Source organism: Citrobacter sp. UYEF32 (assembly GCF_040546205.1).
GTDB classification, from domain to species: domain Bacteria; phylum Pseudomonadota; class Gammaproteobacteria; order Enterobacterales; family Enterobacteriaceae; genus Phytobacter; species Phytobacter diazotrophicus.
Genome location: NZ_JBEPNI010000001.1, coordinates 760609 through 775176, shown reverse-complemented (window position 1 = coordinate 775176; position 14568 = coordinate 760609). Strand labels below are relative to the sequence as shown.

Below are 14568 nucleotides of genomic sequence, written 5' to 3'. Positions count from 1 at the left end.
CTTTTCGTTACCGTCATTTCTGACGGGTTACAAAACAGCACCGCCAGCTAAGCTGGCGGTGTGAAATCAGGCAGTCAGACGGCTCGCGTCTTGCGCGATAACCAGCTCTTCGTTTGTCGGGATAACAACAGCCGGACGAGTGCCTTCTTTGTTGATGAAGCCAGACTTACCGAAACGGGCAGCCAGGTTACGCTCGTGATCAACTTCGAAGCCCAGAACGCCCAGTTTGCCCAGGGACAGCTCGCGCACCATTGCTGCGTTTTCACCGATACCACCAGTGAACACAACTGCATCCAGACGACCATCCATCAGCGCAGTGTAGGAGCCGATGTATTTCGCCAGACGGTGGCAGTAAACGTCCATGGCACGTTTTGCGTCTTCTTTATCTTTGTAGTTATCTTCTACATAACGGCAGTCGCTGGTGACTTCGGTCAGGCCCAGCAGGCCGGACTCTTTGGTCAGCATTTTGTTGATAGCTTCAACGCTCATGCCCAGGGTGTCATGCAGGTGGAAAATGATAGCCGGGTCGATATCACCAGAACGGGTACCCATCACCAGACCTTCCAGCGGGGTCAGACCCATGGAGGTGTCAACGCATTTGCCGTTGCGGATGGCGGATACAGAACCACCGTTGCCCAGGTGGCAGGTGATGATGTTCAGTTCTTCAACCGGTTTGTTCAGAACTTTAGCGGCTTCCTGGGTCACATAGTAGTGGCTGGTGCCGTGCGCGCCGTAACGACGAACGCCGTGCTCTTTGTATAATTTGTACGGCAGAGCATAGAGGTAAGACTCTTCCGGCATCGTGGTGTGGAATGCGGTGTCGAAAACGGCAACGTTTTTGTCTTTCAGGCTCGGGAAAGATTTCAGTGCTTCCGCGATGCCGATCAGGTGAGCCGGGTTGTGCAGCGGTGCAAATGAGGCTGCATCTTTAATGCCCTGAATAACGGACTCATCGATAACCACGGAGCTGGTGTATTTTTCGCCACCGTGCACGATACGGTGACCGATCGCTGTCAGTTGTGCGGACAGTTCTGGTTTTTGTGCCAGAATAGTGTTAACGATAAAGTTCAGCGCTTCACTGTGAGCGGCACCTGCACCTAAAGCCGCTTCTTGTTTACCACCGTCAATTTTCCATTTGATACGTGCTTCAGGAAGATGGAAACATTCGGCTAAACCAGAAAGGTACTCTTCACCGTTGGCTGCATCGATGATCGCGAATTTCAGTGAGGAGCTACCGCAGTTCAGAACCAGTACTAACTTACTCGACATGGAAGTACCTATTTATGATACGTGGCTAAAAAAACGTCAGTGAGTCTCACAGAATAACGGATGATGACGCTGACATTTATGATTAACATCATGCCTGATTAATTTTCTGGCATGATGGAAAGAATACTTAAGATTTTATGCCATTTTGCGCAAATTTCAGACAGTGGCATAATGGACTTCAAAGTTGACGAGCGACCACACTTCGTCTACGGCCTGTTAAGGCAGGCACAGGATACCTGATACCGTGCGCAATTGACAAAAAATTTTAACGTTGTCATGCACAGTTGTTGTTTTGCACAATTATTTTAATTTTTATATGTGAAGTTGAGGTAACGCCATGTCCACTTCAGAAAATCGCCCCGTCAATTTTTTTGGATTGTTTCGCCGGGGGCAGCACTATGCGAAGACCTGGCCCATGGAAAAAAGCCTCGCCCCGCTATTTATTGAGAATCGGACGATACGCGCCACCCGTTATGCCATTCGCTTTATGCCGCCCGTTGCTGTGTTTACGCTGTGCTGGCAAATCGCTCTTGGCGGGCAGTTAGGCCCGGCTGTCGCTACGGCGCTGTTTGCCCTGAGCCTGCCTATGCAAGGGCTGTGGTGGCTTGGTAAGCGCTCTGTTACGCCGTTGCCCCCATCAATTCTGCATTGGTTTTATGAAGTCCGCGGTAAATTGCAGGAGGCGGGGCAGGCGCTGGCGCCTGTCGAAGGTAAGCCGGATTATCAGGCATTAGCTGACACGCTTAAGCGCGCCTTCAAACAACTCGATAAAACTTTCCTTGATGACTTGTGATTGATCATCGAAACGGTCAGTAAAAAAAGGCACAGTAACCATTAATAGTTACCGTGTCTTTTTTTTAATCTTCAACGCGCACAGGAGTCGTAAGATGGAAATGACCAATGCCCAACGACTGATTTTGTCTAATCAGTATAAAATGATGACCATGATGGATCCTGCTAATGCCGAGCGCTATCGTCGCCTGCAGACCATTATCGAGCGCGGCTATGGTCTGCAAATGCGTGAGCTGGATCGTGAATTCGGTGAACTTAAAGAAGAAACCTGCCGTACTGTTATCGACATTATGGAGATGTACCACGCGTTACATGTCTCCTGGGCCAATCTGAAAGACGCGCAATCTATTGATGAACGCCGCGTCACCTTCTTGGGTTTTGATGCCGCCACCGAAGCGCGTTATCTCGGCTATGTACGCTTTATGGTCAATATTGAAGGGCGTTATACCCATTTCGATGCCGGTACACACGGCTTTAATGCCCAGACGCCAATGTGGGAAAAATACCAGCGTATGTTGAATGTATGGCACTCCTGCCCGCGCCAGTATCATCTGAGCGCGAATGAAATTAACCAAATTATTAATGCCTGAGGAGGCTCGCGTGCAGTGCAAAGGATTTCTGTTTGACCTGGATGGCACCCTGGTGAATTCGTTGCCCGTCGTGGAGCGGTCATGGTGCCGTTGGGCCGACCGCTTCGGCATCGATCATGACGAAGTGCTGAATTTTATCCATGGCAAACAGGCCATTACTTCGTTACGTCACTTTATGGCCGGTCGCTCCGAAGAGGATATCGCAGCGGAGTTTACCTGGCTGGAGGAGATTGAAGCGACGGATACCGAAGGTGTCGTGGCCTTGCCCGGCGCGCTCGAGTTACTGAACCATCTCACTGAATCCCATATCCCGTGGGGCATCGTGACGTCGGGCTCCATCCCTGTTGCTCATGCCCGCCACCGGGCGGCGGGTTTGCCGATGCCGGATGTATTTGTCACGGCGGAGCAGGTTAAGCGCGGCAAGCCTGAGCCGGACCCGTACCTGCTTGGGGCAAAACTGCTGGGTTTGCCGCCGCAAGAGTGTGTGGTGGTGGAAGACGCAGGGGCCGGTGTGCTTTCTGGCCTTGCAGCGAACTGCCATGTAATCGCGGTGAATGTGCCTGCCGATTCGCCGCGTCTGGATGAGGCGGACTTTGTGCTTGCTCGTCTGGATGAAGTGGTCGTGACAAAGCAGCCTGATGGTCATGTCGTTGTCAGACGAAAAGCCTGAGTCATGATGTAGCCCCGCACCGCCGGGGCTTTTTTATGGCAAGATGAATCACCCCATTTTAAACAAGGACATGTTGTGAACGGTGAGCTTATCTGGGTGTTATGCCTGTTGATGATAGCTGTCGTCCTCTTTGCGACGGGTAAAGTGCGCATGGATGCGGTGGCGTTGCTGGTCATTGTGGCGTTTATTCTTAGCGGGACGTTGACGATGACCGAGGCGTTGTCGGGTTTTAGCGATCCCAACGTTGTCCTGATCGCCGCGCTTTTCATTATTGGTGACGGACTGGTACGGACCGGCGTGGCGACCAGCATGGGGTCATGGCTGGTAAAAATGGCCGGCAGCAGCGAAATTAAAATGCTGGTTCTGCTGATGCTCACCGTCGCAGGGCTTGGTGCCTTTATGAGTTCCACAGGCGTAGTGGCGATTTTTATTCCGGTGGTGCTCAGCGTCTCGATGCGTATGCAAATCTCTCCCTCTCGTTTAATGATGCCGCTCAGCTTTGCCGGGCTTATCAGCGGCATGATGACGCTGGTGGCGACACCGCCAAATCTGGTGGTCAACAGCGAACTGCTACGTGAGGGGTTGGCCGGGTTCAGTTTTTTTAGCGTTACCCCGCTGGGGCTGGTGATTTTGCTGATGGGCATTGTCTATATGCTGCTGATGCGCTTTATGCTTAAGAGCGACAAAGACGACAGCCAGCGTGACGGCTGGAAACGGCGTACCTTCCGCGACTTGATAAAAGAGTACCGGCTGACAGGGCGCGCCAGGCGCCTGGCAATTCGCCCGGGCTCCCCCTTAATTGGCCAGCGGCTGGACGATCTGAAACTGCGTGAACGCTATGGCGCGAATGTTATTGGTGTTGAACGCTGGCGACGTTTCCGCCGTGTGATTGTTAACGTTAATGGGGTATCGGAATTTCGCGCCCGCGATGTTTTACTCATTGATATGTCGGCGGCGGATGTCGATTTACGCGAATTCTGCGCCGAACAACTGCTGGAGCCGATGATTTTACGCGGTGAATACTTTTCCGACCAGGCTCTGGATGTGGGGATGGCGGAAGTTTCGCCGATACCAGAGACCGAGTTATTAGGTAAAACCGTACGTGAAATTGGCTTTCGTACCCGTTATGGCTTAAACGTGGTTGGGCTTAAACGTGACGGTGAGGCAATGCCCGGCGTTGTTGTCGATGAACCCCTGCAACTCGGAGATATTTTATTAGTGGTGGGTAACTGGAAGTTAATTAGCCAGTTGGGCCAGAAAGGACGAGAGTTTCTGGTTCTCAATATGCCCGTGGAAGAGAGCGCCGTCTCTCCTGCCCATAACCAGGCGCCTCATGCGATATTCTGTCTGGTGCTGATGGTTGCGCTGATGCTGACAGATGAAATCCCCAATCCGGTGGCGGCAATCACGGCCTGCCTGCTGATGGGGAAATTCCGCTGTATTGATGCTGAGAGCGCCTATAAAGCCATTCACTGGCCAAGCCTTATTTTGATCGTCGGGATGATGCCCTTTGCGCTGGCGCTGCAAAAAACGGGTGGGGTAGATCTGGTCGTTAAAGCTTTACTCGATTTCGGTGGCAGCTATGGGCCCTATATGATGCTGGTATGCCTGTTTGTGTTGTGCGCCACTATCGGGCTATTTATCTCCAATACCGCGACGGCTGTCTTAATGGCGCCTATCGCGTTGGCGACGGCAAAATCGATGGGGGTCTCTCCTTATCCTTTCGCGATGGTTGTCGCGATGGCCGCATCGGCAGCCTTTATGACGCCGGTATCATCACCGGTAAATACGCTGGTTCTGGGGCCGGGTAATTATCAATTCAGCGATTTTGTTAAAATCGGCGTGCCGTTTACTCTGCTCGTCATGGCGGTGTGCGTCGTGTTGATCCCTGTTCTGTTTCCGTTTTAAAGGCTACCCCGGCGGCAGTGCGGGCGCTGGGGTAAACTTTTTCAGACGGAGGGTAACGCCGTAAGCGGAAAGAAGCGTATTAAAGCGGTGAGTCCTGGCTTATTTCATCAAGCGATAAATGGAAGCTTGGTACAAAAACTTGCATGAAGTAATCCATTTCCGGACTGCGTCGGGCATCCAGGGTTTTCTCCAGACGCGATTTTGCCAGCATAAATTCGTTATTTCCGGCAGACAATTCTTCAAGACACTTCAGATATGCACAGAGCGCATCTGCCTGTTTAACGATCAATTTTTCATCAGCGCTGTAATAATGCTCATCGATCAGCTCAGAGAATATATCGCGTAGCTCTTCCGGCACCATCTCGACCAGCTTCTGCTGGGCAATTTTTTCGATGGCTTTATATTCCTGGGCGATTTGCGAGTTGAAGTATTTAACCGGGGTGGGTAAATCACCGGTCAATACTTCCGAGGCATCATGATACATCGCTAACAGCGCGATTCGCTCCGCATTAACCTGGCCGCCGAATTTGCGATTTTTAATCGCCGCCAGTGCATGTGCCACCATGGCAACCTGCAGGCTGTGCTCCGAGACGTTCTCGGTACGCACATTGCGCATCAGTGGCCAACGGTTGATTAATTTAAGACGGGAGAGGTGCGCGAAGAAGTGGCTTTGACTCATAGTAAACCTTGTCTGTAACTGCGACGATGAGCCATTGTGCGCAGAGAGTGGGGGAAGATGCAAATCCTCCCCCCAACGCAATTATTGGTGGTAACCGGACAAGAAGCGGCCAAAACGGGTGATGGACATTTCCAGGTCGTCCATGCGCGGCAGTGTGACGATGCGCACATGATCCGGCCAGGGCCAGTTGAAGGCCGTTCCCTGAACAAGCAGCACTTTTTCCTGCAACAGGAAATCAAGCACCATTTTCTGATCGTCATGAATATTGAAGCGCTTAGCGTCAATTTTCGGGAACATATAGAGTGCCCCCTTCGGTTTCACGCAGGACACGCCCGGGATTTCGTTAATCAGTTCCCACGCGCGATTGCGTTGTTCGTAAAGACGCCCGCCAGGCACGATAAATTCACTGATGCTCTGGTAGCCGCCAAGCGCGGTCTGAATCGCATGCTGTGCGGGGACGTTCGCGCAAAGACGCATAGAGGCCAGCATTTCCAGCCCTTCAATGTAACCTTTGGCGTGTTTTTGCGGTCCGCTCAGTACCATCCAGCCCTGACGGAACCCGGCAACGCGGTAGGTCTTGGAAAGGCCATTAAAGGTAATGGTAAACACGTCCGGCGCCATCGCAGCAATAGAGTGGTGCTCGGCATCGTCATAGAGGATTTTGTCGTAGATCTCGTCGGCGAAAATAATGAGGTTATGCTGTCGTGCAATCTCGACAATTTCCATCAACAACTCTTTCGAATAAACCGCCCCAGTGGGGTTATTCGGGTTAATGATGACGATCCCACGGGTGCGCGGCGTTATTTTCGCGCGGATATCATCAAGATCCGGGAACCAGTCAGAGGATTCATCACACAGATAGTGCACAGCTTTACCGCTCGAAAGCGACACTGCCGCTGTCCATAAAGGATAGTCCGGCGCCGGGACCAGCATTTCGTCCCCGCTGTTCAACAGGGCCTGCATCGATTGGACGATCAGTTCTGAAACGCCATTACCGATATAGATATCTTCAACGGTAACATCGCGCATGCCGCGTGCCTGATAGTGCTGCATAATGGCTTTACGCGCTGAGTACAGCCCTTTTGAGTCACAATAACCTTGCGCGGTGGGCAGGTTTCGAATGACGTCGACCAGAATTTCATCTGGCGCCTCAAAGCCGAAAGGCGCCGGGTTGCCGATGTTTAGTTTAAGAACTTTGTTGCCTTCTTCTTCCAGGCGTTTCGCCTCTTTGAGAACCGGGCCGCGTATGTCATAACAGACGTTATCTAATTTGCTGGATTTTTCGATGGAGGACATGAATCTTTGACCTTTTAGCTGTGAGTGCCACTTCCTGCCGTGGAAGTCAGCACCGAACAATGTACTCCCACGGGCGCAGGTTTTGAAGGGTGGACAGAAGAAGATTTTGCCTTAACCACATCACAATTAACGTTTTTTAAACTACCATTATTGGTTAAATCTCTATATACCAGTGTTAAAGATATTGTTTGTGGTTTATGGTTCTTCTTGTGCTGTTTTTTGGCGATTTTTCTGCTAAAAAAGAAAGGTTATGCAGTGTGCGCACCAATGAAGAAGAATGATTTCGTCTCATAATCATTCTCAGTTCATTGAAATGATAAATGTTGAAAGTAACACACGGCCGAGAAACGGCTAATCTGTGAAGATAATGTTAAGTATTATTAATAGATAAGGTGATTCATTTTTCACGTTTATTTAATATTGCGAATGGAGAGGGTGGACCCTTTTAATATTAATAAAACTAAATCGTTCGCGAGATGATTTTTGGCGATCAGATTAATCGCAATAATGCTTATAAATATAATGGTTTTAGGTTAAAATGATGCCCGGAAATGGTTATGTCAGGAAAGCCATGCTTTCTGTATGGGCTATTTTTTATTATTAGTTAGCTGTTATTACTCGTTTTCTACTCCCGAACGGCCATATGAATTGGCTGTATATGACGTGCTCGCCATGTACGGCTAAGAATGTTGCAAAAAAATGTTTTTTCCTTAAAAGGATTAACAAGTATTCGCATGGTTTATATATTCAATAGGGAAGGGAGTATGCAGAATAAAGATGTTGAGTTTGTCTTGCTCCAGACTGTGAACTAAAAACACCTGAACTTTTTGTCAAGTTGACCAGGGTGATAACTCTGCTGGATGCACATTAAAAAGGGAATTGCTTAAATCTTACGCGCACAGCATAAACCCGGGTAACTCCGAGTGGGGAACCCGTAAGTGAAAAATTATGATAAATGCAAATCGTCCGATACTGAATCTCGACCTCGATCTGCTGAGAACCTTCGTTGCGGTCGCTGATTTGAACACGTTCGCTGCGGCCGCCGCCGCAGTTTGTCGCACCCAGTCAGCGGTAAGTCAGCAAATGCAAAGACTGGAGCAGTTAGTAGGGAAAGAGCTTTTTGCCCGTCATGGTCGAAATAAGCTGTTAACTGAGCACGGCATTCAGTTACTGGGCTATGCAAGAAAGATCTTACGTTTCAATGATGAAGCATGTACATCGTTAATGTTTAGCAATTTACAGGGAGCGTTAACGATCGGCGCTTCGGATGAATCTGCCGACACTATCTTGCCGTTCCTGCTTAATCGTATTAGTTCTGTTTATCCAAAGCTCGCCCTGGATGTGCGTGTCAAACGTAATCCTTTTGCCGGGGATAGACTGAAAGAAGATGATGTCGATCTTGTCGTGACCACTAATCGGCCTGGTGAATACGATTGTCTGACGCTACGGACTTCGCCCACGCACTGGTACTGCTCTGCGGAATTCGTGTTGCAAAAAGGTGAGGCGGTACCATTGGTCCTGTTAGATGAACCAAGCCCTTTTCGCGATATCGTGATTAACACCCTTAATGAGGCGAATATTCCCTGGCGTATTGCTTATGTCGCGTCCACGCTTTCAGCGGTAAAAGCGGCGGTAAAAGCCGGGCTTGGGATCACCGCCCGCCCCGTTGAAATGATGAGTCCTGATTTACGGGTATTGGGTAAATCAGATGGCCTGCCGCTCCTTCCTGAGACTGAATATCTCCTTTGCTATAACCCGCTAAGTCAAAATGAACTGGCGCAGGTGATTTTCGAGGCAATGGAGCACTATCAGAATCCATGGCATTACGGCAGTAGTGCCACCGAAGGAGGAGGGGATTCTCTGGTGATTGAGGGCGATTTTGGGTAACAACGGCATCAAAAACTGGTAACAAAATGTAAGTGTAAAAATAGACCGCTGGCAGCAAAAATGCTGTCATCGGTTTGTTTTTTGCACAATTTAGTGCTTTAGGAAACATAAATGCACTAAATAAGTAAATAAATCAACTTGTTAATTATCCCGCCTGTCATCTCATCCCTTTTGTTCTATAGTTTTTGGTAATGGCTATTCATGTTAAAAAACTAGCCATTTTGTTGCCGTTTTTAGGAATGAATTAACAAAAGCGTGTCTCAGATCAAGAAAATACTCCCATAGAGGGGGAGGAATCCAGGCAAATTCCTGTCAAAATAAGAGGGTAATATTTGTAAAACCTCACAACGGACACGATTCAACACCCTGATTGTTTGCGGGCTTTATTTGAGGTTGAAGAAGAAAACGGCATTAAATGTTAATGAATTGCTGTCGATGTAAACTAATGTGAGGAAGCTTTTGTTAAAGTTGACAAAAGGTTATAGAAAGGAGTAAAAACCCACATCGTTTGACCGACTTTGTCAAATTCGCACTGAACGTGTGGTTTTATTCCTCCCCATGAATCGATGTGGCGCCATCTGCCGAGAAGAGCAGAGGTATTAAGCGCTACCTTTTGAGTTAAGCAATGCGTATGTCAACATCCACTGAAATCATCGCTCATCATTGGGCATTCGCTATCTTTCTTATTGTCGCTATTGGCCTGTGCTGCCTGATGCTCGTCGGTGGCCGGTTCCTCGGTGGTCGGGCGCGTGCAAGACACAAAAACGTCCCGTTCGAGTCCGGTATCGATTCGGTAGGCTCAGCTCGCCTTCGTCTGTCTGCCAAGTTCTACCTGGTGGCCATGTTCTTCGTCATCTTCGACGTTGAAGCGCTCTATTTATATGCATGGTCAACCTCCATTCGTGAGAGTGGTTGGGTTGGTTTTGTCGAAGCTGCAATTTTCATTTTAGTGCTGCTGGCAGGTCTTGTTTACCTGGTGCGTATCGGTGCGCTGGACTGGACGCCTGCGCGTTCACGCCGCGAACGACTCAATCCGGAAACCGACAGCTACACTAATCGTCAACGCTAACCGCGAGGCAATAAGATGGATTATACGCTCACCCGCATAGATCCCAACGGTGAGAATGACCGTTACCCCCTGCAAAAACAGGAGATCGTAACCGACCCTCTTGAGCAGGAAGTGAATAAAACGGTGTTCATGGGCAAACTCCATGACCTGGTTAACTGGGGCCGTAAAAACTCAATCTGGCCTTATAACTTTGGCCTCTCCTGCTGCTACGTTGAGATGGTAACGTCATTCACTGCGGTGCATGACGTTGCGCGTTTCGGGGCTGAGGTGTTACGTGCTTCACCGCGTCAGGCCGACCTGATGGTTATCGCGGGCACGCCGTTCACCAAAATGGCGCCGGTAATCCAGCGTCTGTATGACCAGATGCTTGAGCCAAAATGGGTTATTTCCATGGGCGCATGTGCCAACTCCGGCGGTATGTACGATATTTACTCTGTCGTACAGGGCGTTGATAAATTCATCCCGGTGGACGTATACATCCCCGGCTGCCCGCCGCGTCCGGAAGCCTATATGCAGGCCCTGATGCTGTTGCAGGAATCCATTGGTAAAGAACGCCGCCCGCTGTCGTGGGTTGTTGGCGATCAAGGCGTGTATCGCGCCAATATGCAATCAGAGCGCGAGCGTAAACGCGGCGAACGTATTGCCGTCACGAATCTGCGTACACCTGACGAGATTTAATTTGCGCCTGTAGGTAATGGCAAACACTTCGCATTTTAATAATCAACTAACGCGGAGCCTTACCTGACAGTCACCACGGACCTTTTGCAATGGTGAACAATATGACTGACTTAACTGCGCAAGAAGCCACATGGCAGACCCGCGATCACCTTGATGATCCGGTCATTGGCGAGCTGCGCAACCGTTTTGGGCCGGATGCCTTTACCGTTCAGGCTACCCGCACCGGGGTACCCGTTGTTTGGGTGAAGCGCGAACAGTTACTGGAAGTAGGTGATTTCCTCAAGAAACTGCCAAAACCTTACGTCATGCTGTTTGATTTACACGGCATGGACGAACGTCTCCGTACGCACCGCGCGGGTTTGCCTGCCGCGGATTTTTCCGTTTTCTATCACCTGATTTCCATTGAACGCAATCGCGATATCATGCTCAAGGTGGCGTTATCTGAAAACGATCTGCGTGTACCGACTTTCACCAAACTTTTCCCGAACGCCAACTGGTATGAGCGCGAAACATGGGAAATGTTCGGTATTGATATCGAAGGCCACCCGCACCTGACGCGCATTATGATGCCGCAGACGTGGACAGGCCATCCGCTGCGTAAAGACTATCCGGCGCGTGCGACCGAATTCGATCCGTTTGAGCTGACAAAAGCGAAACAGGATCTGGAGATGGAAGCACTGAAATTCAAACCGGAAGACTGGGGCATGAAGCGTGGTACCGACAATGAGGACTTTATGTTCCTTAACCTCGGTCCGAACCACCCGTCTGCGCACGGTGCATTCCGTATTATCCTCCAGCTTGATGGCGAAGAGATTGTCGACTGCGTACCGGATATCGGTTACCACCACCGTGGTGCCGAGAAGATGGGCGAGCGTCAGTCCTGGCACAGCTACATCCCGTATACCGACCGTATCGAGTACCTCGGCGGTTGCGTCAATGAAATGCCGTACGTACTGGCGGTGGAAAAACTGGCGGGTATTACCGTGCCGGACCGCGTGAATGTGATTCGCGTGATGCTCTCCGAGCTATTCCGTATCAACAGCCACCTGCTGTACATCTCCACGTTCATTCAGGACGTGGGCGCGATGACCCCGGTCTTCTTCGCCTTTACCGATCGTCAGAAAATCTACGATCTGGTGGAAGCGATCACCGGTTTCCGTATGCATCCGGCCTGGTTCCGTATCGGCGGGGTGGCTCACGATCTGCCGCGTGGCTGGGATCGTCTGCTGCGCGAATTCCTCGACTGGATGCCAAAGCGTCTGGCCTCGTACGAGAAGGCCGCGCTGCGTAATACCATTCTGAAAGGTCGTTCTCAGGGTGTGGCTGCCTATGGCGCGAAAGAAGCGCTGGAGTGGGGCACCACGGGCGCGGGTCTGCGCGCCACCGGGATTGACTTCGACGTGCGTAAGGCGCGTCCGTACTCTGGCTATGAAAACTTCGACTTTGAAGTCCCGGTTGGCGGCGGTGTTTCCGACTGCTATACCCGCGTGATGCTGAAAGTGGAAGAGCTGCGTCAGAGTCTGCGCATCCTTGAGCAGTGCCTCAACAATATGCCGGAAGGCCCGTTCAAAGCGGATCACCCGCTGACCACGCCGCCGCCGAAAGAGCGCACGCTGCAACATATCGAAACCCTGATCACCCACTTCCTGCAGGTTTCCTGGGGCCCGGTCATGCCGGCGCAGGAGTCCTTCCAGATGATTGAAGCGACCAAGGGTATTAACAGTTACTACCTGACCAGTGATGGCAGCACCATGAGCTACCGTACTCGTGTACGTACGCCAAGCTTTGCGCACCTGCAGCAGATCCCGTCCGCCATCCGCGGCAGTCTGGTCTCTGACCTGATTGTGTATCTGGGTAGTATCGATTTTGTTATGTCAGATGTGGACCGCTAATTATGCACGAGAATCAATTACCAGAAACCGAGGCTTTTGAGCTGAGTGCGGCAGAGCGTGAAGCTATTGAGCACGAGATGCACCACTACGAAGATCCGCGTGCTGCGTCCATTGAAGCGCTGAAAATCGTTCAGAAACAGCGTGGTTGGGTGCCGGACGGCGCGATTTACGCCATCGCTGATGTGCTGGGTATCCCGGCGAGCGATGTGGAAGGGGTGGCGACATTCTATAGCCAGATATTCCGCCAGCCGGTGGGCCGTCACGTTATCCGTTATTGCGACAGCGTGGTGTGCCATATCACCGGTTACCAGGGTATTCAGTCTGCGATTGAAAGCCACCTGAAGATCAAGCCGGGCCAGACCACCTTCGACGGTCGCTTTACGCTGCTGCCGACCTGCTGTCTGGGTAACTGCGATAAGGGGCCGAACATGATGATTGATGAGGATACTCATGCGCATCTGACCCCGGAAGGCATTCCCGAATTACTGGAGCGGTATAAATGAAAACCGTTAACCGTACTCCCGAAACGCATCCGCTGACCTGGCGTCTGCGTGATGACAAGCAGCCCGTGTGGCTGGATGAATATCAGAGCAAAAACGGCTATGCCGGTGCGCGTCGCGCGCTGACCGGTATGGCGCCGGATGACATCGTCAATGCGGTCAAAGACTCTGGTCTGAAAGGCCGTGGCGGCGCTGGCTTCTCCACAGGTCTGAAATGGAGCCTGATGCCGAAAGACGAATCCATGAACATCCGTTACCTGCTGTGTAACGCTGATGAAATGGAGCCGGGCACCTACAAAGACCGTTTACTGATGGAGCAACTGCCGCACCTTCTGGTGGAAGGCATGCTCATCTCCGCATTTGCGCTGAAAGCGTACCGTGGCTACATCTTCCTGCGTGGCGAATACATTGAAGCGGCGGTGCATTTGCGCCGTGCGATTGCCGAAGCGACTGAAGCGGGTCTGCTGGGGAAAAACATCCTCGGTTCTGGTTTCGATTTCGAACTGTTCGTGCATACCGGTGCCGGGCGCTACATCTGCGGTGAAGAGACCGCGCTGATTAACTCCCTTGAAGGTCGTCGCGCCAACCCGCGCTCCAAACCGCCATTCCCGGCGAGCTCCGGCGTGTGGGGGAAACCGACCTGTGTAAACAACGTCGAAACCCTGTGTAACGTCCCGGCAATCCTCGCTAACGGCGTTGAGTGGTACCAGAACATTTCGAAGAGCAAAGACGCTGGCACCAAACTGATGGGCTTCTCAGGTCGCGTGAAGAATCCGGGACTGTGGGAGCTGCCGTTTGGCACCACGGCTCGCGAAATTCTTGAGGATTACGCGGGCGGTATGCGTGATGGCCTGAAATTCAAAGCCTGGCAGCCGGGCGGGGCAGGGACTGACTTCCTGACCGAAGCGCACCTTGATCTGCCGATGGAATTCGAAAGCATCGGTAAAGCGGGCAGCCGTCTGGGTACGGCGCTTGCCATGGCGGTAGACCACGAAATTGGTATGGTTTCGCTGGTCCGTAATCTGGAAGAGTTTTTCGCCCGTGAATCCTGCGGCTGGTGTACGCCTTGCCGTGACGGTTTGCCGTGGAGCGTGAAAATTCTGCGCGCGTTAGAGCGCGGCGAAGGCCAGCCTGGGGATATTGAGACACTTGAGCAACTGTGTCGTTTCCTCGGGCCGGGTAAAACCTTCTGCGCGCATGCGCCAGGTGCGGTAGAACCGCTGCAGAGCGCAATAAAATACTTCCGCGAAGAATTCGAGGCAGGCATTAAGCAACAGTTCAGCAATACCCGGGCTATTCATGGGATTCAGCCGAACCTGCTTAAAACGCGCTGGTGAG

The 14568-nt window shown here is 51.3% G+C and carries 13 protein-coding genes; 10 read left to right on the top strand and 3 right to left on the bottom strand.

Annotated features, from left to right (window positions below):
• Nucleotides 1-66: 66 nt before the first annotated feature.
• Nucleotides 67-1269 (bottom strand): acetate kinase, encoded by a 1203-nt coding sequence (gene ackA / locus ABIB59_RS03815; RefSeq protein WP_039079871.1) that lies wholly within the window; start codon nucleotides 1267-1269, stop codon nucleotides 67-69.
• 337 nt (nucleotides 1270-1606) lie between these two features.
• Between ackA and yfbV the strand changes: the two genes are divergently transcribed.
• The 4 genes from yfbV to ABIB59_RS03795 all read left to right on the top strand — a co-directional run bounded on the left by yfbV (nucleotide 1607) and on the right by ABIB59_RS03795 (nucleotide 5229).
• Complete coding sequence (gene yfbV, locus ABIB59_RS03810) at nucleotides 1607-2062, top strand: terminus macrodomain insulation protein YfbV (protein ID WP_039079872.1); 456 nt, start codon at nucleotides 1607-1609, stop codon at nucleotides 2060-2062.
• Nucleotides 2063-2156: 94 nt separating this feature from the next.
• On the top strand, nucleotides 2157-2651 hold the full coding sequence (locus ABIB59_RS03805; RefSeq protein ID WP_039079873.1) for a YfbU family protein: 495 nt from the start codon (nucleotides 2157-2159) through the stop codon (nucleotides 2649-2651).
• Nucleotides 2644-3321, top strand: a complete 678-nt coding sequence (locus ABIB59_RS03800) for a sugar phosphatase (protein WP_103245446.1) — start codon at nucleotides 2644-2646, stop codon at nucleotides 3319-3321. The genes ABIB59_RS03805 and ABIB59_RS03800 overlap by 8 nt, the downstream gene beginning before the upstream one ends.
• A gap of 75 nt (nucleotides 3322-3396) precedes the next feature.
• Nucleotides 3397-5229, top strand: coding sequence for an SLC13 family permease (locus ABIB59_RS03795; protein ID WP_079496247.1), 1833 nt, complete (start codon nucleotides 3397-3399; stop codon nucleotides 5227-5229).
• A 79-nt stretch (nucleotides 5230-5308) separates the two neighbouring features.
• On the opposite strand, the gene yfbR is transcribed toward ABIB59_RS03795, so the two are convergent.
• Together yfbR and alaA are read right to left on the bottom strand one after the other, a co-directional pair.
• Nucleotides 5309-5908, bottom strand: a complete 600-nt coding sequence (yfbR, locus tag ABIB59_RS03790) for a 5'-deoxynucleotidase (protein ID WP_079496248.1) — start codon at nucleotides 5906-5908, stop codon at nucleotides 5309-5311.
• Between the two features lie 81 nt (nucleotides 5909-5989).
• Nucleotides 5990-7204 carry an alanine transaminase AlaA gene (gene alaA / locus ABIB59_RS03785; RefSeq protein ID WP_039079877.1) on the bottom strand — a complete coding sequence of 405 codons (1215 nt, stop codon included), beginning with the start codon at nucleotides 7202-7204 and terminating at the stop codon, nucleotides 5990-5992.
• A gap of 948 nt (nucleotides 7205-8152) precedes the next feature.
• Between alaA and lrhA the strand changes: the two genes are divergently transcribed.
• From lrhA to nuoF, 6 genes are all read left to right on the top strand, one after another.
• Nucleotides 8153-9091 (top strand): transcriptional regulator LrhA, encoded by a 939-nt coding sequence (gene lrhA / locus ABIB59_RS03780; RefSeq protein ID WP_039079878.1) that lies wholly within the window; start codon nucleotides 8153-8155, stop codon nucleotides 9089-9091.
• 625 nt (nucleotides 9092-9716) lie between these two features.
• Nucleotides 9717-10160 carry an NADH-quinone oxidoreductase subunit NuoA gene (gene nuoA / locus ABIB59_RS03775; protein ID WP_039079879.1) on the top strand — a complete coding sequence of 148 codons (444 nt, stop codon included), beginning with the start codon at nucleotides 9717-9719 and terminating at the stop codon, nucleotides 10158-10160.
• A 15-nt stretch (nucleotides 10161-10175) separates the two neighbouring features.
• The gene (nuoB, locus tag ABIB59_RS03770; protein WP_039079880.1) at nucleotides 10176-10838 is read left to right on the top strand and encodes an NADH-quinone oxidoreductase subunit NuoB; all 663 of its coding nucleotides are present in this window, start codon (nucleotides 10176-10178) and stop codon (nucleotides 10836-10838) included.
• A gap of 89 nt (nucleotides 10839-10927) precedes the next feature.
• A complete protein-coding gene (gene nuoC, locus ABIB59_RS03765; protein ID WP_075203679.1) occupies nucleotides 10928-12730 on the top strand; it encodes an NADH-quinone oxidoreductase subunit C/D in 1803 nt (600 codons plus the stop codon).
• Nucleotides 12731-12732: 2 nt separating this feature from the next.
• Nucleotides 12733-13233, top strand: coding sequence for an NADH-quinone oxidoreductase subunit NuoE (gene nuoE, locus ABIB59_RS03760; protein WP_039079881.1), 501 nt, complete (start codon nucleotides 12733-12735; stop codon nucleotides 13231-13233).
• A complete protein-coding gene (gene nuoF / locus ABIB59_RS03755; protein WP_354034055.1) occupies nucleotides 13230-14567 on the top strand; it encodes an NADH-quinone oxidoreductase subunit NuoF in 1338 nt (445 codons plus the stop codon). The genes nuoE and nuoF overlap by 4 nt, the downstream gene beginning before the upstream one ends.
• Nucleotide 14568: the final 1 nt, after the last annotated feature.